Annotated in this window: 19 protein-coding genes and 2 riboswitches; of the genes, 12 read left to right on the forward strand and 7 right to left on the reverse strand. The window is 52.6% G+C overall.

The genetic code is table 11. The features are described from left to right. Positions 1-60 precede the first annotated feature (60 nt). A complete protein-coding gene (gene speE / locus ACLD72_RS31420) occupies positions 61-888 on the reverse strand; it encodes a polyamine aminopropyltransferase (RefSeq protein WP_411003321.1) in 828 nt (275 codons plus the stop codon). Between the two features lie 287 nt (positions 889-1,175). On the opposite strand from speE, the gene ACLD72_RS31425 reads away from it, so the two are divergent. The 3 genes from ACLD72_RS31425 to ACLD72_RS31435 all read left to right on the forward strand — a co-directional run bounded on the left by ACLD72_RS31425 (position 1,176) and on the right by ACLD72_RS31435 (position 5,272). Further along, positions 1,176-3,248 (forward strand): transglycosylase domain-containing protein, encoded by a 2,073-nt coding sequence (locus ACLD72_RS31425; protein ID WP_411003309.1) that lies wholly within the window; start codon positions 1,176-1,178, stop codon positions 3,246-3,248. Positions 3,249-3,346: 98 nt separating this feature from the next. Further along, complete coding sequence (locus tag ACLD72_RS31430; protein WP_411003308.1) at positions 3,347-4,012, forward strand: DNA-3-methyladenine glycosylase; 666 nt, start codon at positions 3,347-3,349, stop codon at positions 4,010-4,012. 81 nt (positions 4,013-4,093) lie between these two features. Continuing rightward, complete coding sequence (locus tag ACLD72_RS31435; RefSeq protein WP_411003307.1) at positions 4,094-5,272, forward strand: copper amine oxidase N-terminal domain-containing protein; 1,179 nt, start codon at positions 4,094-4,096, stop codon at positions 5,270-5,272. A 409-nt stretch (positions 5,273-5,681) separates the two neighbouring features. On the opposite strand, the gene ACLD72_RS31440 is transcribed toward ACLD72_RS31435, so the two are convergent. Further along, positions 5,682-6,194: a YwhD family protein gene (locus ACLD72_RS31440; protein ID WP_411003306.1), complete on the reverse strand. Its 513-nt coding sequence runs from the start codon at positions 6,192-6,194 to the stop codon at positions 5,682-5,684. A 151-nt stretch (positions 6,195-6,345) separates the two neighbouring features. Here ACLD72_RS31440 and ACLD72_RS31445 point away from each other — a divergent pair, with 151 nt between their 5' ends. From ACLD72_RS31445 to ACLD72_RS31470, 6 genes are all read left to right on the forward strand, one after another. Then, complete coding sequence (locus tag ACLD72_RS31445) at positions 6,346-8,346, forward strand: M1 family metallopeptidase (protein WP_411003305.1); 2,001 nt, start codon at positions 6,346-6,348, stop codon at positions 8,344-8,346. Between the two features lie 20 nt (positions 8,347-8,366). After that, complete coding sequence (locus ACLD72_RS31450) at positions 8,367-9,197, forward strand: hypothetical protein (RefSeq protein WP_411003304.1); 831 nt, start codon at positions 8,367-8,369, stop codon at positions 9,195-9,197. 221 nt (positions 9,198-9,418) lie between these two features. After that, a riboswitch (cyclic di-AMP (ydaO/yuaA leader) is annotated at positions 9,419-9,555 on the forward strand. Between the two features lie 3 nt (positions 9,556-9,558). Further along, positions 9,559-10,029, forward strand: coding sequence for a C40 family peptidase (locus tag ACLD72_RS31455; RefSeq protein WP_411003303.1), 471 nt, complete (start codon positions 9,559-9,561; stop codon positions 10,027-10,029). A 242-nt stretch (positions 10,030-10,271) separates the two neighbouring features. Then, positions 10,272-10,409: riboswitch (cyclic di-AMP (ydaO/yuaA leader) on the forward strand. A 4-nt stretch (positions 10,410-10,413) separates the two neighbouring features. Further along, entirely contained in the window at positions 10,414-10,896 is a 483-nt protein-coding gene (locus tag ACLD72_RS31460) for a C40 family peptidase (RefSeq protein ID WP_411003302.1), read from the forward strand. 243 nt (positions 10,897-11,139) lie between these two features. Beyond that, on the forward strand, positions 11,140-11,643 hold the full coding sequence (locus ACLD72_RS31465) for a GNAT family N-acetyltransferase (RefSeq protein WP_411003301.1): 504 nt from the start codon (positions 11,140-11,142) through the stop codon (positions 11,641-11,643). A gap of 158 nt (positions 11,644-11,801) precedes the next feature. Next, positions 11,802-12,161 (forward strand): c-type cytochrome, encoded by a 360-nt coding sequence (locus ACLD72_RS31470; protein ID WP_411003320.1) that lies wholly within the window; start codon positions 11,802-11,804, stop codon positions 12,159-12,161. Positions 12,162-12,239: 78 nt separating this feature from the next. Here ACLD72_RS31470 and ACLD72_RS31475 read toward each other — a convergent pair whose 3' ends face one another. Further along, complete coding sequence (locus ACLD72_RS31475) at positions 12,240-12,539, reverse strand: 4a-hydroxytetrahydrobiopterin dehydratase (protein ID WP_251596418.1); 300 nt, start codon at positions 12,537-12,539, stop codon at positions 12,240-12,242. A 176-nt stretch (positions 12,540-12,715) separates the two neighbouring features. Continuing rightward, positions 12,716-13,009, reverse strand: a complete 294-nt coding sequence (locus ACLD72_RS31480) for a hypothetical protein (protein ID WP_411003300.1) — start codon at positions 13,007-13,009, stop codon at positions 12,716-12,718. Positions 13,010-13,199: 190 nt separating this feature from the next. On the opposite strand from ACLD72_RS31480, the gene motA reads away from it, so the two are divergent. Both motA and motB read left to right on the forward strand, forming a co-directional pair. Then, complete coding sequence (gene motA / locus ACLD72_RS31485) at positions 13,200-14,003, forward strand: flagellar motor stator protein MotA (protein WP_411003299.1); 804 nt, start codon at positions 13,200-13,202, stop codon at positions 14,001-14,003. Beyond that, positions 13,987-14,772 carry a flagellar motor protein MotB gene (gene motB / locus ACLD72_RS31490; RefSeq protein ID WP_411003298.1) on the forward strand — a complete coding sequence of 262 codons (786 nt, stop codon included), beginning with the start codon at positions 13,987-13,989 and terminating at the stop codon, positions 14,770-14,772. The genes motA and motB overlap by 17 nt, the downstream gene beginning before the upstream one ends. 74 nt (positions 14,773-14,846) lie before the next feature. Here motB and rluF read toward each other — a convergent pair whose 3' ends face one another. After that, positions 14,847-15,551, reverse strand: a complete 705-nt coding sequence (gene rluF / locus ACLD72_RS31495; protein ID WP_411003297.1) for a 23S rRNA pseudouridine(2604) synthase RluF — start codon at positions 15,549-15,551, stop codon at positions 14,847-14,849. Positions 15,552-15,560: 9 nt separating this feature from the next. Then, positions 15,561-17,507, reverse strand: a complete 1,947-nt coding sequence (locus ACLD72_RS31500) for an ATP-binding protein (protein WP_411003296.1) — start codon at positions 17,505-17,507, stop codon at positions 15,561-15,563. Between the two features lie 363 nt (positions 17,508-17,870). Between ACLD72_RS31500 and tadA the strand changes: the two genes are divergently transcribed. Continuing rightward, positions 17,871-18,362, forward strand: coding sequence for a tRNA adenosine(34) deaminase TadA (gene tadA / locus ACLD72_RS31505; protein ID WP_411003319.1), 492 nt, complete (start codon positions 17,871-17,873; stop codon positions 18,360-18,362). Between the two features lie 72 nt (positions 18,363-18,434). On the opposite strand, the gene ACLD72_RS31510 is transcribed toward tadA, so the two are convergent. Beyond that, complete coding sequence (locus ACLD72_RS31510) at positions 18,435-19,361, reverse strand: hypothetical protein (protein ID WP_458476509.1); 927 nt, start codon at positions 19,359-19,361, stop codon at positions 18,435-18,437. Positions 19,362-19,452 lie beyond the last annotated feature (91 nt).

Raw genomic sequence — 19,452 nt, forward strand, 5'->3', positions numbered from 1 at the left:
GACAAGACGGATGCTTTTGGGGTATCGAAATAGGCGGGATCCGGTTCCATACGACCGTCCCTACTTCACAAGGTCTTCCACGAATTTGGGCAGCACAAACGCGGCCTTGTGAATCCGCGGCGTGTAATATTTGGTGTCCAGTTCGGGGATGTTCGACTCGTCCACTTCCAGAGGGTCATGCACTTTGCTGCCCATCGTGAACGTCCACAATCCGCTCGGGTAGGTGGGAATGTTGGCTCCGTACACGCGGACGATCGGAAAAATCTCCTTGACGTCCTTGTTTACTTTTTGGATCAAATCCGCTTTAAACCATGGGTTGTCCGTCTGGGCAACAAAAATCCCGTCGTCCTTCAGCGCTTCGTAAATGCCCTGATAGAACCCGCGCTCAAACAATGGCGCCGCCGGTCCCACCGGTTCGGTTGAGTCGACCATGATGACGTCGTATTTATTTTTGCTCTCTATAATATGCATATAGCCATCGGCCACCTGAACTTCAACCCGGGGGTTGTCCAACCCGCCAGCGATTTCCGGCAAATATTTTTTCGAATATTCGATGACCTTGCCGTCGATCTCCACCAGCACCGCTTTTTCCACTTCCGGATGCTTGATCACTTCGCGGATTACTCCGCCGTCGCCGCCGCCAACCACAAGCACATGCTTCGGGTTCGGATGCGTGTAAAGCGCAGGATGGGCCACCATTTCATGGTAAACAAACTCGTCTTTGATCGTCGTCATGACCATGCCATCCAGCACTAGCATCCGCCCGAATTCCTCGGTATCGATCATCGCCAGGTCTTGAAATTCCGTTTTTTCCGTGACCAGCGTTTCGCGTATTTTTGCCGTAATGCCAAAGACCGGCGTTTGCTTTTCCGTAAACCACAATTCCATCGTACCAACCTTCTTTCCGCCAGAATAGTGTTCGGCCCCAGGCCGTTTCCCCGTTTCCGCTGTACAAAGTTCATTTCCTAGTATTGTACCAAACAAAAAGATAATAACACAGGATCCGCCTATGCGCTTCAAGTGAACTCGGATATTAGCCCGGTTAGCAATGACTGGCGTATTGAAACAGCTCACTCATGAATGATCTATCCCAAACTTTCCCATACTAAAAAGAAACGTTCGGGAACATAGGAGTAACGGTTTAGTATAGCGCTTTGAAAGGAGAGAGCCCTTCCGTGCAGAAACTCGCTCGCAGTGACAGATACCATCAGCGCAAACCGCGCCGGGCTTGGCGGCTGCTGTTCAAGCTGACGCTCGGCACCGGACTGCTGGGCGTATGCGCCGCCGGCGTCCTGCTGTTATACCTGTATCAGGCCGATCTGCCTCTGGCGGATTCCGGCCGGAACTCGCAGCTGATCGATAGCAAAAGGAATACGATCGCCGTTTTTTCGGACGGCAGCAAAAACCGCGAAAACGTGGATCTCCCGGAGATTTCCCCGTGGCTGATCAAAGCGACGCTCGCGACCGAAGACCGGCATTTTTACGATCATTTCGGTTTTGACTTGAAAGGCATGGCCCGGGCGGCCCTCGTGAATTTGAAGGAGATGGGCAAAGTTCAAGGGGCCAGCACGTTAACGCAGCAGCTCGCCCGCAATTTGTTCCTCACCCATGAGCGGACCTGGTCGCGGAAAATCAAGGAGGCTTTATACACGACCCAGTTGGAAATGAAATACGACAAGGATGACATCCTTAGCATGTATTTGAACGAAATTTACTACGGCCACGGCGCTTACGGGATTGAGGCCGCCGCGCAAATGTACTTCGGCAAGCCCGCCAAGGATTTGAGCCTGGCCGAAAGCGCCATGCTGGCCGGAGTGCCAAAGGGGCCCACGTATTATTCACCTTTTAATCATATGAAAAACGCCAAAGACCGGCAGCGCACCGTGCTCTCGGCCATGGTTGCCACCGGCGACATTTCCTCGGAGGAGGCGGACCGAGCCTATAACGAGATGCTGGCCTTTCAATCGCCGAAGCAGCAAAACCCCGTGGACAAAGCCCCTTACTTCCGCGATTACATCCGCAGCGTCGTGGTGGACGAGCTTGGATTCGATGAAACGCTGCTGGAGCATGGCGGGTTGAGCATTTACACGACGCTCGATCCGGACGCCCAGCAGGCAGCGGAGGCAGCCGTGGCCTCGGAGCTGGACAAAACGCCGGAGCTGGAGGCCGCCCTGATTTCCATCGATCCGCGCAACGGGTACGTCAAGGCGCTCGTCGGCGGGGCCAATTACAAGCAAAGTCAATACAATCATGTTTTTGCCACGACCCGCCAGCCGGGCTCCAGCTTTAAGCCGATCATGTATTTGTCCGCACTGGCCTCCGGCAAAATGACGAGCGCTAGCAAGTTCAGCAGCCAGCCGACGCTGTTTCATTATGACGATAACCGCAAAACCTACAGCCCGAAAAATTTCGGGGACAAATATTTGGGCGAAATCGACATGCGTCAGGCGATCGCTCATTCGGACAACATTTACGCCGTCAACACGATTTTGACCGTTGGCGCCGAGCAGGTGATCGAGCTGGGCCGGAAGATGGGGATCACCAGCCCGCTGCAGCCGGTGCCGTCGCTGGCGTTGGGCACTTCCCCGATCAGCCCGTTCGAAATGGCCACCGCTTTTGCGGTGATCGGCAATCAGGGACGGAGCGTCAAACCGGTGGCTGTGCTGAGAATCACCGATTCCAGCGGGCGCGTGCTGTACGAGGCCAAGGCGGCCAAGCCCGAGCAGATCGTTGATCAGGCGGCGGCTTACGTGCTGACCAATCTGATGGAAAGCGTATTTGAAACCGGAGGCACCGGGAACCGGGTATCGGGTGAAATCAAGCGGCCGGTAGCCGGCAAAACCGGCACGACCAGCACGGACGCCTGGCTTGTCGGCTTTACGCCGGAGCTGTCCACCGCCGTCTGGGTCGGGTACGATAAAGGCAAAACGCTCGGTACGGCGGAATCGCGCAAGGCCGCGCCGATTTTTGCCAAATTTACGGAAAAAGCGCTGGCGAAAGTACCGCCGAAAATTTTTCCGATTCCCGACGGCGTCGTCAGCGTCTATATCGACCCGGAGACCGGCAAATTGGCGACAAAGGACTGCCCCGACAAAAAGCTGGAAGTGTTCATTCAGGGAACCGAGCCGACGGAATATTGCGAAGCGCACGGGGAAGGAAAACCGGAGCCGCTCCCGGAACCGGCCCAGGCAGGGAAGCAGGAAACCCATTCCTGGTGGAACGATTTGAAGCGCTGGTGGATGGACTGAAGCGGAACGATCGGCACTCATGCATGTGGACGAAACGCGCCCGGTTCTATACCATAAAGGGAGTTATAATTTCTACCCTAAAGGAGACTCCCCGATAGATGAATCAAATCACGAAAAAAATCGTTCCCGGCCGCCCCCTGCCCCCGGAATTTTACCGGCTTACCGCTCTGGAAGCCGGGCCCCTGCTTCTGGGGCACACGCTGGTCCGCCGGACGGAGGACGGCGACATCCGCTGCCGCATCGTGGAAACCGAGAGCTACGGGGGCGTGGAGGATAAAGGCAGCCACGCCTTCGGCGGGCGCCGCACCGCACGTACCGAGGTTATGTTCGGAGAGGGGGGCGTCGCTTATATTTATTTGATTTACGGCATGTACAACTGCCTGAACTTGGTCACTGGCGCGCCGGACGACCCGCAGGCGGTGCTGATCCGCGCCGTGGAGCCGCTGTCCCCGGCCGATGAGACGCTGATGCGCCAGCGCCGCGGTACGAAGGCACGCCGCCCGGCCGACTTGTCCGGAGGGCCGGGCAGGCTGTGCCGTGCCCTGGACATCGACAAGTCGCTGAACGGCCTGCCGCTCCACGAGCCCGGGTCCGCTCTGTGGCTGGAGTCCGGGGAGCGCGCGCCCGGCGGCGCCATTATGCAAGCGCCGCGGATCAATATCGCTTATGCCGCGGAATATGCCTCAAAGCCGTGGCGGTTTTATCTCCGCGATAACCCGTACGTTTCGGTCGTTGATAAGCAGGCCGTTGTTTGGACAAATTAGGATTCCATTTTATTCCACAACTTTTTCGTGTTTCATCCGTTTAATTCTACGTATCTACTTACTTCAGTAGGAGGATCAACGATGAAATACGTAATCTCGTTCGCCAAAGCGGCGGCGGCCCTCATGTTATCCTTGACGGTTGCGGCGGGAGCCCTTCCCGGCATGCAGCCGTTTTCGGCCACAGCCGCCGCGGCAGCAGCGAAAGGGCCCATAATCTATGGCCTGGAACACGCCACGTTTAAGCAATCGGGCCAGCTTTACCTTCCTTTGAAGGAAGTCGCCCCCCTTTTGGACCTGCAGGTCGGGTATGACAACACCACCAAAACGACTGAAGTCACAGGCGTGCAGCAATTGGCCAAGCTCAAATCCGGAAAATCCTCAGCAACCGGGAAAAGCGGGAAAACGGTCGCTTTAGGCGCTCCGATTCTGGTCAAAAACGGTGATACTTACGTCCCGGCCTCTTTGTTTTCCAAACTGTTCGGCATCTCGATCAAAGCGGGCAATGCTAAGGAACCGAGCGAAATCAGCTTTTCTTATAACCCCCAATATTTCACGTTGCGCTCAGGCAGTATGCTGTTCTGGATGAACAAGCAGCATGGCGTCATCTATGCCGGACCAAGCGGACAGCTTCCCGAGCGAGCGGGCAAGGTGACCGTCAGAGACCCGGATTGGCTCGGCGGAAAGGCGCAAAAAATCGACGATTCCACCTATGTCCTGGACATCAGCAACTCGTACGGGGAGCCGCATATCAACAACAGCTGGTACCGCATTCTGCTGCATGACGGGAAGATCGTCCGGCAGTCCGCCATGCATTTCGGAGGCCCTCCCTTTGGAAATCTGCATGAAAATGTTCTGACGTATGACGGCAGAATCGTGTTGAACAACGGACAGATTGCCAAATTGTACACGAAGGATGGACAACTAACCGAAACTATCAACTTGGTACAGTTTGGCGACACCGAGGATGTTTACAGTTTGGAGGCGCTGGAGGACGATTTTCTGCTGATCCGGCCTTACTCGTCAGGAACGCTGCTGCTGATCGACCGTAAGACCGGGGAACGGACAGCCCCTTATTTAAAGTTGCTTCAAGAGGACGACATCCAATGGATTCAAATGAACGATCTCAACGCCGATGACGGGCTGACCTACACCGGCCGGACCGGCTCCATCCTCCATTTCGACTGGGAGGGCTTCAATTCAAGCCCAGGGGGCAGCAAATCGCTTGATCTTACCAGTGCTTTCGAAAAAAACGATGAATAAAAGATTTTCGAATCGATATTGTGCCCACCTGAAATCTAAATGTTGTAGCAGCGGCTATTTTACTTTGCACGCTGCTCTAACGGACACCAGCGACCTTATTTGCCCATTTCCCGGGTATTTCCCAGGCTAACGGACACTAACGCACCTATTTCGCTCTAAACCCGTTCATCCAGGCCGTTTTAAGGTAAATAAGGTCATCTGTGTCCGTCCCATTTTGCAGACCTCTGTTTTCCCTCAAATAACGGCGCTGGTGTCCCTTAGCCCGCAGATTCCTCTTCTCCTCCCCTATCTACCTGCGCATCGCCCCCTACCTTGCCCGATCTTCTATAATGCCGAAAAAAACAGCGAACCCTCGCCGCAGCCTGGACGGCGAGGGTCCGCTGTTTTATTATCTGCATCTCACGGACTTTTAAGCCTCCAAAGCGCTTTTCAGCTCTCCCGGTGTGCGGTCCCACCACTCGGCGTTGGTTTCGATCAGCAGGTTTTTGAGCGCCGCCTTTTGCGCCGCCGCCAATCCATCCAGGATGACCCGGCGCTTCAAGGCATAGTCCATTTTGTTGACGTGGTCCGCGAGGATTTTCCAGCCGCGCCGCGCCTCCGTATCGATCCACATCTCGCAGGCGGTCATCCCGCCGTAAAATTGCCCCTCCGGACCGCGGTCGACCGCGACCCAAACGATCCACACCTGCCGGCCGTTCGGAACATCCTCCCGGTTCATCGAAAATTTGATGCCTTTTTCCACCTTGCTCTTGGCGTGCATCGCCCCGACATCGATGTACGCTTCATTGCCGTCGATGATGACCGGCGACATGCTGTTCAAATCGATGGAGCCTGCGCCAAATCCTTTATGCTTGCTTTTCTCGTCGTTGCTGATGATATTCAAGGCGAAAATTTTTTTGCCCGTTTTTGGTGATTGATCCATAATGTCCTCCATTATTCGCGAATCTATAGACGGTTCTCCGTAATATTCAGCCTTTTTGAGGCCTTATTGATTAATTCAATTTTAGCTAATAATCTGCCAAAAGCAAACATATACATGCTGTAGATGCTTGTCAACGGGAGGTATCCATTGTATGACCCGACGTACTAAGATCTACGGCATTTCCATCCTTGCTTTGTGTTTAATTCTCGGAACGGCTGGATTTGCCCTCCAGGCAGGCCCGGAGGATGCGGCTTCGTTCGCCCCGGAAAAGGGCAAGCCCAAGGCCTTCCAAAATACCGGACAAACCCCGGCCGCACCGCAGGCCGAAAGCATCCAGCAGCCGAAGGCGGAGGTGCTCAGCAACCGGGTTGCCGAATACCACATCGACGTTGCGCTCAATGAACAGGACGGGACGCTCACCGGCACGGAGACGCTGACATGGACCCATCCCGGCAAAAAAACGGTCAACGAAATTTATTTGCACTTGTACCCCAACGCCTTCTCCTCCCCGGACACCACGTTTATGAAGGAATCGGGCGGAAAGCTACGCGGGGATGTTATGCCCAAGGACGGCTGGGGCTCGATGGAAATCACCGAACTGCGAACGACGGACGGCATTTCCCTGCTCCACCGGTTGCAGTATGTCCAGCCGGATGACGGTAACGCGAAAGACAAAACTTTGGCCAAAGTGCGTCTGCCGGTGGCGGTTCAAGGCGGGGAAAGCCTGACGCTGAAGATGAAGTTTACCGTCAAGCTGCCGAAGGTTTTTGCGCGGATGGGGACGGCGGGAAATTTCGTGATGGCCGGGCAGTGGTTCCCGAAAATCAGCGTATATGAGCCTGCGGGTACCCGGGGGCGCACGGCGGAAGGCTGGAATCTCCACCAATACCACGGAAACTCCGAATTTTATGCCGATTTTGGCATATACAACGTGAGAATTAATGTGCCCGAAACCTATACCGTTGCCGCTACCGGATTTCAGACGAAAAAGGCGGCCATCCGGGATGGACGGAAAACGGTGCAGTTTTATGCCGACGATGTTCACGATTTCGCCTGGGCGGCCTCCCCCGATTTTATTTATGCGGAAGAGCCGTTTTCCTCCTCCGAGGTGCCCGGCGTGCGGATCAAGCTTTACCTGGATCCGGCCCATCAGGACTTGAAAGAGCGCTATTTTTATGCGGCCAAATCGGCTTTATCCAATTTCAGCAGATGGTACGGACGTTACCCTTATTCGACCCTGTCCATCGTAGTGCCCCCCGCGGACGGGAACGGAGCAGGCGGGATGGAATACCCGACGCTCGTGACCGCATTTGGCGCAAGCAGCGACTCTCCCGGGTACGACGAGCTGGAGCGGACGGTCATTCACGAGATCGCGCATCAATTTTTTTACGGCATGATTGCGAGCAACGAATTTGAAGAGGCTTGGCTGGATGAAAGTTTTGCTTCCTATGCGGAGGATAAATTGATGGAGCAGGAGTTCGGAATCAGCCCAACGCTTCCGATTCAGGCCGCGCTGATTTCCGCGCCGGCTCCGCTGACACAAAACGCCTGGAAGTACGGCTCCAGCGACGGCTATACCAAAAATGCCTATTACCGCGGCAAGCTTATTTTGCTCGATATTGAACGCCAGGTGGGGAGCAAAACGATGAAGCGCATTTTAACGGTTTATGCCCACAAATACCGCTTCAAACATCCAACGACGGCCGACTTTCAGCGGGTTGTCGAACAAGTCACCGGTCGCAGCTGGAAAAACTATTTTTCGCAATATGTATACGACGGCAAGATGGCCGATTTCTCCGTTGACCAAATCACGGTGAATCCGCTCCGTCAGAATGGCGCCACCGTTTACGAATCCACCGTCGTCATCTCCCGCAAAGGGGCGACCTATCCGAAGGTTCCGCTGCTGTTCGCGTTCCAAGACGGGCATACGGTGCGAAAACAATGGAAAGGCGAGGACAGCCGCGTCGAGCTTAAGCTGACATACAAGGAGCCGCTTGCCTGGGTGCAAATCGATCCGGACTATTCGCTGGTGGTCGAAAACAAACATATCAACAACTATTTGAAAACGGAGGTGCCCGAACCTCTCCTTTCGCGCTCCAATATGAGCGTGACCAAGCTAATCGAGGCCCTGCTCGGAACGCTTATATGGTAACTTTTAGGGGGTAATAGAGTATGACCTATGTGCGTCAGGGATGGAGCCTGCTGAAAAGCCAGTTTCCCTCCGTCATCATTTTGTTCCTGTATCAGCTGCTGTGGGGGTTGTTTTTGTACCGGCTGGTCGATACTGCCGTTACCGCTCTGCTGCAAAGATATCCTGATCCGCTGCCAACGCAGCTCAGCCGGTTTCTGTTTCTGCTGGAAGGGCGTATTTATTTGGGGAGCAATCCGGACGTCCGCCTTTATTTGGGATTGCTGATCGGCATGGCGGTTCTGCGTCTTCTGCTCACGCCTCTCATTCAAGCGGGAATTTTTTACGGGCTTGTCCCTTCCGAGAGCCGCGCGCACGGACTGCCGCTGTTCCGCGGAATGAAGGAATTCTGGAAACCGGTCGCCCTGTTTTATGCCCTTGAACTTATTTTAATTATGCTGCCTTCCTTCTGGATTGTTCCCAAGCTCCTGCGATTATGGCCGTATCTGCTGGGGTCCGGGGGACAAATGGCCCCGATGCTGACGGGCCTCATCTACATCCTGGGTTGGTTCGTTTACGGCTGGCTGGTAAGGCAATGCCTCCTCTACGTGCAATTTGGATATTTGTTTAAATCCAGCGTCTGGGGTTCCCTCCTCGTCTGTTTCCGGCACCTTCTGCAGGGCATCGGGATCTCCCTGATCCTGGGCGCGTTCGGACTGGGCGTTTTCCTGCTGTTCGGAACGGTCTCCTGGATCTGGACCGGCATGTTGGCGCTGATCCTGCAGCAAACCTACCCTCTTTTTCGCAGCGCTTTTAAAGTTTGGCAAGTCACCTCGCAATATCGCCTCTGGCAGACAAAAACCGAAAAAAGTTAAATTTTTTTCATCTCTCCGAAACCTTTACGGCACAAGGCCTTCGCGACTTTGCGAAGGCCTTGTGTGAGGTTTTCCCCTCTTAATCTTGCGAATTAACCATTGCCAAATGATCCCTGCCTTTGTTAAAATAACAGCAGCACAATTTCAGTAACAGTTTTGTAATTATTTTTGTCATCTTTGGCAGGAAAATAGCAAGCTACGTCGAATAAGTCTTATCAGGTGTGAAATCAAAGCCGAATTCCCTGCGCCGGGGAAACGGGGGAACCACTTTGGGTGAATTGATCTCGTAAGTGAGGGATCATAGGGAACCTTCAACCGAATCCTTAAGCTAACCTCGTAGGCATTGGAAGGAGCATACTTCTTGAAAAAGCGTTTGACCGTAACAGCAGTAAGTTTCGCGTTGCTCTTCACTATCGGAACTGGCAGCGTTTTCGCGGATTCCAAGTTGAACAGCGCCATTGACAATGGTCTCGGATCTCCTTATTCCTCAGGCGGAACAACGACTTCCGGTTTTGACTGTTCCGGATTTACGATGTATGTATTTAACCAACTCGGCATTGATCTTCCTCATCAATCAGGCTCCCAATTCGAGATGGGAACAAAAGTTTCCAAGGACGAATTAATCGCTGGCGATCTGGTGTTCTTCAACACTTCCGGCGATGGCATATCTCATGTTGGCATTTATGTCGGTGACGGCGAGTTTGCGCATGCCTCTTCCTCCAAAGGAGTGGTCATCAGCAAACTGAGCGAGAGCTACTATGAGAAGCGGTATGTCGGAGCGAAACGCATTATGAGCTCCGAGAAATATGAAGCTGTAACGGCCGAACAGTAATCGGAAACACTATAACGATTCGATAAACCCGCAGGGATGATGGGGCAGCCACATCTCTGCGGGTTTTTCATGTTTACATGAAGGCCCTAGGAATCATTACCCAGACTTACCCGCTCCGCAAACAGGCCAAAAGCATCCTTTTTGCCGGGAAACTTGCCAATGTTGGCCCGCTTTGGTAAAATGACCAACAGAAATAGTAACAACTTTGTAATTTTTGTTGTAACGTCGTTTTAGGGTGCATACTACATGAACTGCCGAATTCCCCGCACCCGGGAAACGGGGGAACCACATCAGGGTGAATTGATCTCGCTTCAAAGGGATCATAGGGAACCTTCAACCGAATCCTTAAGCTAACCTCGCAGGCCTTGGAAGGAGTTAGACATCTTGAGAAAGACTTTAGCAGCAGCGGTAACGAGTTTGGCTTTATGCTTCACCCTGGGAGCTGGAAGCGCCTTCGCGGCCGAGCAGGAAACTTCGCTCTCCGGCATTGTCGATTCCGTGTACGGCACGCCCTACAAATACGGCGGCACCAGCACGGCCGGATTTGATTGCTCCGGGTTTACGCGGTATGTGTTTAAGCAAATGGGCGTTACGCTCCCTCGCGTATCCACGGCCCAATACAAGGCAGGTACGGCGGTGTCCAAAAGCGAGCTGCAAGCCGGCGACCTTGTCTTCTTTAACACCCTGGGGGGCGGAAAAGTATCGCATGTAGGCATCTACGTTGGCGACGGAGAATTTGCCCATGCCTCCTCTTCCAAAGGAATCCGGATCGACAAGTTGAGCAACAGTTATTATGAGAACCGCTACGTTGGCGCGAAGCGGGTGCTCAGCAAATACGGTTACTCCGTGTACGCAGCGGAATCTTGAACCTCCGCCGGCGCTTTATTTCCGCTTCACATGACCTGCCTGCCGTAAGCCTATTCCATGCGAAATGGCTTGCGGTTTTTTTCATCCCTATCTATATAACGAAGCGACACGCCAAAAGGTTACCGATTTTTTGTGTATTCCCATATATCCACAGGAGTCCGAACGCCGGCAAAACCTTTACAAGTTAAGTAAATCCCGTTAGAGTGAGGGTAATAGGAATGCCGTTTTTAAAGGAGGATCCTAATGGATAAACCGATTATTCAATTTCGCATCGTCCCCATGGAAGAGAGCCACGGCGCGGAAATCTGCACCTGGCGTTACGATTCTCCCTATGACATCTACAGCTGGCTTCCTTGGGAACAAATGAAAGCGCTCGATGTTGAATTCGGCAATCCGGCGATCAGAGCGGAGCAATACGTGTCTGTGCTGGACGAAAGCGGAGAACTTGCGGGATTTGCTCAATATTTCCCGCTTAAGGATGTCACGCGGCTCGGCATCGGCATGAAACCGGAATTGTGCGGACATGGGCTCGGCAAACGATTTGTAACAAAGATCGTCGAGGAGGCACTGCGGCGGAAACCGGACCATGAGATCGACCTGGAAGTGCTTACGTGGAACACCCGGGCGATTCGCGCTTATCAAAAGGCCGGCTTCACCATCACGGACCTTTACGAGAAAATGACCCCTGGCGGTATCTCCAAGCCTTTTTATTGCATGGTTTATCGGGGGCCTCGGGCTTCATCCTAAAGGCCCTTGATCTGTTAGAGCGGACTTGCCTATGAAGTTTGTTACAAATTTTACCGCGATTGCGATGGAATTGTTCCTATTTTTGACACAAAGACTATGATCGAGCGGCATGTTCCGTTATAATGATTAAGGTAGCTTACATAGGAGGGGCGATTGGAATGCAAAAGTGGATCATGAGCGGGTTGTTTCTCGTAGCTTGCGCTTTGGCCGTCGTACTGATGTTCACCCTGCCAAGCCGGGAGCAGACCGCTAAGGAAGCCAAACCGCAATTGCCTGAAATTACGATGAATGCGGAACAAGCCGAAGCCACCGTCAAAGCCAACTGTATCACCTGCCACGGAGATCAGTTGCAAGGAGGCGCGGGACCGAATCTGCAAAAGATCGGCGCCGAACTGACGGCTGACCAGCTTTACGGCATTATCACCAAAGGCAAAGGCGGAATGATGCCTTCCTTCAAAGATCGGCTGAAGGATGAAGAGATTGCCAACGTTGCGATGTGGCTCGCGGAGAAAAAATAAGAAAAACACCTAAATTGCACACGAAAAGTACGCCCGCCGGAAACTTAAGCGTTTCCGGCGGGCGTTTTTTTGCCTGGCCTAATCCGCAGCGCGCATTTTGTCAAACGCCTCGTTATATTGCTGCGCTTCTTTAATATCCACTGCCGTAATTCCGCCTTCTTCCCATGAGGTCAGCCGGAGCGTCACGGTTTTATAGTCGATCGTAATAAACGGGTGATGATTAAACGCTTCTGAAATTGCGGCTACCTCATCCACGAAAGCAATACCCTTCATAAAATTGGAGAACGTATATTTGCGGAAGATCCATCGTCCTTCCTCAAGTTCCCAGCCTTCCAGCTTTTCCAAATGCGCTTGTACTTCTTGCGGTGTAAACGGCATCATTTATCCTCCCCGTTCTCTTCAAGAACTCCTTATTATGTAAGTATCCCCTGGCGCATCGGGACCTAAGCTTCCGGCCCCGTCCTCTACTATTTTATTCTGCAAACAACCTGAACATGCGTACTGCTTCCTGACTAACTATTTTACCACGGAACCCCGGGTCAAACCAAATTTCTCTAGATCAAAGCCACGGAGGTAAGCTCTTCGTCCCCGATCAGAACATTGATGCGGTGTCCTTCCGGATCATAGATGACGATCGCGCTTCCGACCTCAATGACGGGTTCCGCGCCTAACGCAAAAAACAGGTCCTCAGCCAGCGCCTCCTGCACCTCGGCCCGCTCCTCGTCAGCCAATCCCGCCCACTCCGACAATTCCATATCAAAAAAAAGATAGCTATCGGAAATCCGGCCCACCGCTTCCGTCAAGTCGGCCAAAATATATTCATAATCCCTTCCGTGCTTTACGCCCACCGTTATATCCTCCCTTGATAACCCTGGCTTTCAGGTCATGCTCTTATTATACCGGAAAAAACCACTTAAAAAAAAAGGCAGAACTGTCGATAAAATAGATAAATCTTTTTTTAGGCAGCAGTAACGTCTTTTCCGCAAGGATGCGGAAAGAAAAGAAAGGATTCAATTTAACTCAAGGACGAGGTGTACAATGGAAATTTCATCGATTATTGGACTTATTCTTGGACTCGTTTCGCTTATCTTGGGGATGTTCTTGAAAGGCGCGCCTGTTGGAAGCCTGGTCTCCAACCCTGCGGCCTTCGTCATTATATTTGTCGGGACCGCGGCGACGCTGTTCATGGCCTTCCCTATGGCGGAGCTCAAGAAGTTTCCGAAACTGCTCAAATTGACCGTCTCTCAACCGAAGATGATTACCAAAGCCGAGCTGATCACCCTATTCACGGAATGGGCGACGATTACCCGGCGTGAAGGCCTGCTTGCCCTGGAGGCGAAGGTGGAAGAAATCGACGATGACTTTTTGCGTGGGGGCATGCGCATGATCATTGACGGCAATGATCAGGAGTTCGTTCAAGACGTGCTTACCGAAGATATCGCGGCGACTGAAGAGCGCCATAAAGTCGGGGCCCTGATGTTTTCCCAAGCCGGGATGTACGCGCCGACCCTCGGCGTCCTCGGCGCCGTAGTCGGCTTGATTGCGGCCCTCTCGGACATGAGCGATATTGAGAAATTGTCCCACGCGATTTCAGGCGCTTTTATCGCTACCGTGTTTGGTATTTTTACCGGTTATGTGTTATGGCATCCGATTTCCAATAAATTGAAACGCCTTTCCAAAAAGGAGATGGAAGTGAAGTTAATGATGGTGGAAGGGCTGCTGTCGATCCAATCCGGCGTGTCCACCATCGCGATTCAACAAAAGCTGGCCGTGTTCTTAACCCCTGCCGAACGTGCGCAAATTTTAGAAAAGGGGGTAAATGAAGGTGAGCAAAAAGAATAAACACCAGGAACACGAGGAACATGCCGACGAAAGCTGGCTGCTCCCTTATTCCGACTTAATGACGCTGATGCTGGCGCTGTTCATCGTTTTGTTCGGCATGAGCACGGTCGACGCCAAAAAATTTGAAGAAATGAGCCAGGCGTTCAACAGCATCCTTACCGGAAGTGCCGGCATTTTGGAGCAAACGTCCATGACCCAAAACGAGAACATGGGGCAAGACCGGCAGCGCGAAACCTCTTCCATGAGCAATACCGAGTTGATGCGCAAGGAACAGGAAAGCCTGGAGGCCCTGAAGCGGCAACTGGACAATTATATCAAGGAAAATGGGCTGACCGAGGATCTGGATACGAAGCTCAACCAATCGCAGTTAATGATCACGATCAGCGATAAAGCGCTGTTTGCTTCGGGCGAAGCCGTGGTCAAGCCGGAATCCAGTCAGCTTGCCAAAGCAATCTCGACGATGCTGCAGGAGTTTCCGGACTATGAGGTGATCGTTTCGGGGCATACGGACAACGTACCGATCTCCACCTACGAATTCCCGTCCAACTGGGATTTGAGCGCAAAGCGCGCCTTGAACTTCATGAAGATCCTGCTGCAGAACACCAACCTGGATCGGAAGAAATTCAGCGCGATCGGCTACGGCGAATATCACCCCGTCGCCGGCAACGATACGGCAGCAGGAAGAGCCCAAAACCGCCGGGTCGAAGTCTCGATCATCCGCAAATATGTGGACAGGAATCAACAGCTTGGCGTTACTGCGGCACACTAACGGCGGTAAAAACAATAAAGGCAGGCCCTTACGTCAGGGTCTGCCTTCGTTTTCGTTTGTTGCACTTCGTTGTTTCAGGTCAGCCTATAATTCAGCGCTTCGCCAAGCTCCCGCTTCTCCCGCTCGGTTAAATCCCGCCAAGTGCCGGCCTTTTGTTCACCCAGGTGGATATTCATGATTCGGATCCGCTGCAGCTTGCGTACCTCATAACCCAAGGCGCTGCACATCCTGCGGATTTGCCGGTTTTTTCCCTCCGTTAAAATAATCCGAAACACCCGCTCCGAAATTCGGGTCACTTTGCAGGGCAAGGTCATCTGGCCTAAAATTTTCACGCCTTCGCTCATCGCCTTCAGAAAGCCGGACGACATTGGACGGTCCACCGTCACGATATATTCCTTCTCATGTTTGCCTTCGGCCCGTAAAATTTTGTTGACGATATCCCCGTCGCTCGTCAGCAAAATCAGCCCCTCCGAGTCTTTGTCGAGACGGCCGATCGGAAAAATCCGCTCCGAATGCCCGACAAAATCGACGATATTACCTTTGATATGGCTCTCCGTGGTACTTGTGATCCCTACCGGCTTATTCAAGGCAATATAGACGTGTTTGGTCTGTTTAGGCGAAATCGGCTTCCCCTCAACCCGCACATCATCGCCCGGTTCGGCCTGGCTGCCCAGCACGGCGGTGACTCCGTTGATCGTCACTTTCCCCGACTCCACCAGCTTGTCTGCTTCGCGGCGGGAGCAAAATCCTGTCTCACTGATAAATTTGTTAATCCGCATGATATAACTTTATCCACCCGTCTCTGTAAAATTCAAGCCGCCTTGCCCGCAGCCATCGGCCAAATCCGTCAGCTCTCCGGAGTCCGCAGCTTCCTCCGCAGAAGCCAGAGGCAACGTAATCGTGACGACCGTGCCTTTGCCCAACTCGCTTTCGATCAGCAGCGTTCCCCGATGGCTCTCGATAATACGCTGGCTTACCATCAGCCCCAAACCGGTCCCCTTTTCCTTGTTCGTGTAGAAGGGCTCCCCTAGCTTGAGCAGCCGCTCCTTCGCGATGCCTTCGCCCTCGTCAATCACCCGCAGCACCGCTTGGCGGCCATCGTGCACCTCCAACTGAAGGGCGATTTTCCCGCCTTTTGGCATAGCCTCCATAGCGTTTTTCAGCACATTGATAAACACCTGCTTAAGTTGATTTTCCTCACAATGTACCATAACTGGCTGCTGCGAGAAAAGAACCGCGAACTCGATATTATGTAAGTGCGCCTCACTATCCAATAAAGAGACGACGTCCCCCAGCGTAAAACGAACATCCTTCGTGAGAAATTGCACGGCCTGCGGTTTTGCGAGAATCAAAAATTCGCTGACAATCAGGTTAATCCGGTCCAGTTCAGCCAGCATGACATCGGTGTGCATCGTATTGATCGCTTTGGTCTGTTGCTGCATTTGCAGAAACCCCCGCAGCGTTGTCAGCGGATTGCGGATCTCATGGGCAACCCCCGCCGCCAGTTGACCGACCGTGGTCAACTTTTCCGAGCGGCGCAGCAGTTCATCCATCTTATTGTGTTCCGTCATGTCCCGGGAAATGCTGATAAACGCCGTAATTTTACCTTCCTGGTCATAAATCGGCGATACGCTGATGCCTACCTCGACCGAGCCTCCATCTTTGCGCAGACGTACCGTTTCCGTCACGACGGAGGCCGCCTTGCCGCCCGACTCCTCTTCCTGGCGCCAGGCCGTCCTGTTCTCCTCTTCCTCAAAGGGAGGAGTAAACTCAAGGCGCGAACCGATGATCTCTTCGCTCGTCCACCCATACAAGCTCTCAAAGGCGGGGTTCACCAACCGCACCCGTCCTTCGACATCCGTAATATGAATCGCGTCGGCGGTTTGACTGATGATCGATTCCAAATATTCTTTCATGGAGCGGTTTTCTTCGCTTTTCTGCGTTAATTCCTTGGTGTAGTTGCCCAAGCTATCGGCCATCGCGTTGATTTTGTTAGCCAGCAGGCCCAGCTCATCCTTCCGGTCCACCTGAAGCCGGGCTTCAAACTGCCCGACGGACAGCTCATTGACCTGGTCAAGAATATTCCGAATCGGCAGAATCAGACGGCCCGCCATCCAGTAACTGGTCAAAATCATCAAGACCAGCAGACTGACCGACACTGTAAACTGGCTGATCACTTGCTTCGAGATGGCGCCTGCGATCGGTTCATAACTGGAGATAATGCGAATCACGTAAGGCGCCTGTTTGTTCGGAAGAATCGGAACATAGCTAACCAAGACATGCTCGTTATTAATCATCGTGTCGTACAAAAGGCTTTTCTTTTGGCTGATCGATTCCCGAACGGCCCTTTCCACCATGCCGTCATTTTTGTATTCATAGGTCCCGAATAAGAGATGATCCTGATCGATTTGCTGTGGATTAAAACCGCTGATCTCCAACAGGCTGTTATTGGTGCCGAGGGATTCACGCACGATCCGTTCCGGGCTGGTCATATAAAGAATCCCGTCCACCAACCTGCCGTTGATTTTGTCCCCAAGCGACAGCTTGACATAATTATACACCGAGCGACTTTGTTCGACAGCGAGAGCGATATGCTTGGCCGTCAGCATCATGTTCGCTTCCCGGTCTTTGCGCAAATTGTCCCGGGTCGAGAAATAGCTTAGCACGATATTCAAGGACAAGATGATCATGGCAAAACATGAGATGATCAAAGCAAGTTTTGTTTTTATAGTCAAAGTTTCACCCCACTTCTAGAGCCATAGTAATGGGTTTTTATGGTAATCCGTAATTTTCTACTTTCATCATACCTTTTACGACAAGTTTTGCAAAGACGTTGAAATTCCCAGATCGTTTCCCTACAATAAGAAAAAATGCCTATACTGTTGGTACTTGGGTTGCATTGGCCATAAAATGAAGATATAAGCCCAACTTATCCACATACTATTAACATATCAACAGGACCAAAGTATAATATGTGTATAATAATGGGGATAATAACCCGCTTATTCACAGTGTTATACACAACATGTTAACAACGAATGCTTGTTCGTTGGACAAACCTGGGATGAACACCTTAGAAGGAGTTGAATTGATTATTGATGTCCTTTTCATTACTCCCGGAACCGCCATCCTCCACTTATCCACATGAGCACTGGATGGAAGAGGCGATTCGCGAAGCGGGAAAAGCGGAAGCGATAGGTGAAGTCCCTATCGGCGCGGTGATCGTGCTAGGCGACGAAATTGTCGGGCGCGGCCACAATCTGCGGGAAAGCTCCCGGGACGGGACGGCCCACGCCGAAATGATAGCGATCCGGGAAGCCAGCGCGCGTCTGGACGCCTGGAGGCTGCTGCACTGCCGGCTCTACGTCACGCTGGAGCCCTGCCCGATGTGTGCGGGCGCGATCGTGCAGTGCCGGGTTCCCCACGTCATTTACGGCGCCCCTGATCCAAAGGCAGGCTGCGCAGGAACGCTGATGAACCTGCTGCAGGAGCCCCGCTTCAATCACCGCACCGAAGTAACCGCCGGGGTGCTTCAGGAGGAATGCGGTACTTTGCTGACGTCGTTTTTTCGCCGGCTGCGCCAAAAATAATCGTCCCTGAAAAAATAAAACCTCCAGGCCCTGTGCACAGGGGTACTGGAGGTTTCGCCGTTATTTATTCCATTAATAGCCGAAGCTACGCATCTCTTCTTTAAACTTATCCAACGTGATCGTATCTTCCGGGATTCCGATTGCGAACTCCGGTTTTTCATTGATATAGCTATAAGTGCTGGTCGCCTGCAGCGCCGCTTTTACGTTATCTTTTGTTTGCGCATCGTTAAACTCCACATCGGCGTTAAGCACCTGATACACGGGATAGTTATCCCCAGCGATAGCTGTGTTTACGGTAAACTGGTGAATTTGCAGATGATCCAAGACTTTCGGCAGCATATTGTGGATAACCTTTGTGGCAGCCTCCGCAGCCGTATCGTTCGTTACTTCGAACCGGACGACCTGCTTGGCTTTGACGCCTTCCGGCAGCTCCGCTTCCTTCGGATCGATCGTTTTAAAATATGGGGCCGGTTCAAACTCTCCAAGTACCGCTACGGCCAACTCCGCTCCAAGCTTCTGCGTCTTCTCTGGGTCGAGCAGGTCCGAACTAAGGCCCTCGACGTTTTGCTTTGCCAGCTCCTGCCGATCCAGCTCGACGAATTTCCCTGTAACGGACTTTGGCATCGGCAAAAACGGAATGCTCGGAACCTGGAGGTACAACTTCTCTTTCGTCATCACGAACGGAGCCGTAATGGTTGTGGCCACTTTGCCGGCCAGTTTGATTTCCAGCTGTCCTTCGGTTTGCATCGGTTCCTTCCGGTAGATCTGCCGTATGTTGATTTCAGCGTTAGGAAGCGCCGAGAGGATCGCACCGATATTCGGATTTAACGATTTCGCATTTACGGTCAGATCCGAAATTTTAATACGGCTCTCCAAGGCGAAAGAATCCATGCCGAGCGCATGCAGAGCCGCGCTGCTTAACACTTCCTTCGGCTCCTTCTCGGCGGTGCATCCGGACAACACGGCAACCAGCGACATCATAACAAGCAATACAAACATGTAAAATCGTTTTTGAAACATACTATCTCCCCGTCCAACCTGATTCTCGATTCCTCACACATCATATCCCATTTGGACCCGAATCGGAAGC

This window comes from Paenibacillus lacisediminis (assembly GCF_046567315.2).

What these genes read in the sequence shown, in the direction of transcription:
- tadA (WP_411003319.1), top strand. Translation starts at nt 17,871, where the DNA reads ATGTCCTTTTCATTACTCCCGGAACCGCCATCCTCCACTTATCCACAT.
- speE (WP_411003321.1), bottom strand. Translation starts at nt 888, where the DNA reads ATGGAATTGTGGTTTACGGAAAAGCAAACGCCGGTCTTTGGCATTACG.
- ACLD72_RS31445 (WP_411003305.1), top strand. Translation starts at nt 6,346, where the DNA reads ATGACCCGACGTACTAAGATCTACGGCATTTCCATCCTTGCTTTGTGT.
- ACLD72_RS31470 (WP_411003320.1), top strand. Translation starts at nt 11,802, where the DNA reads ATGCAAAAGTGGATCATGAGCGGGTTGTTTCTCGTAGCTTGCGCTTTG.
- rluF (WP_411003297.1), bottom strand. Translation starts at nt 15,551, where the DNA reads ATGCGGATTAACAAATTTATCAGTGAGACAGGATTTTGCTCCCGCCGC.
- ACLD72_RS31465 (WP_411003301.1), top strand. Translation starts at nt 11,140, where the DNA reads ATGGATAAACCGATTATTCAATTTCGCATCGTCCCCATGGAAGAGAGC.
- ACLD72_RS31475 (WP_251596418.1), bottom strand. Translation starts at nt 12,539, where the DNA reads ATGCCGTTTACACCGCAAGAAGTACAAGCGCATTTGGAAAAGCTGGAA.
- ACLD72_RS31440 (WP_411003306.1), bottom strand. Translation starts at nt 6,194, where the DNA reads ATGGATCAATCACCAAAAACGGGCAAAAAAATTTTCGCCTTGAATATC.
- motA (WP_411003299.1), top strand. Translation starts at nt 13,200, where the DNA reads ATGGAAATTTCATCGATTATTGGACTTATTCTTGGACTCGTTTCGCTT.
- ACLD72_RS31510 (WP_458476509.1), bottom strand. Translation starts at nt 19,361, where the DNA reads ATGTTTGTATTGCTTGTTATGATGTCGCTGGTTGCCGTGTTGTCCGGA.
- ACLD72_RS31450 (WP_411003304.1), top strand. Translation starts at nt 8,367, where the DNA reads ATGACCTATGTGCGTCAGGGATGGAGCCTGCTGAAAAGCCAGTTTCCC.
- ACLD72_RS31435 (WP_411003307.1), top strand. Translation starts at nt 4,094, where the DNA reads ATGAAATACGTAATCTCGTTCGCCAAAGCGGCGGCGGCCCTCATGTTA.
- ACLD72_RS31430 (WP_411003308.1), top strand. Translation starts at nt 3,347, where the DNA reads ATGAATCAAATCACGAAAAAAATCGTTCCCGGCCGCCCCCTGCCCCCG.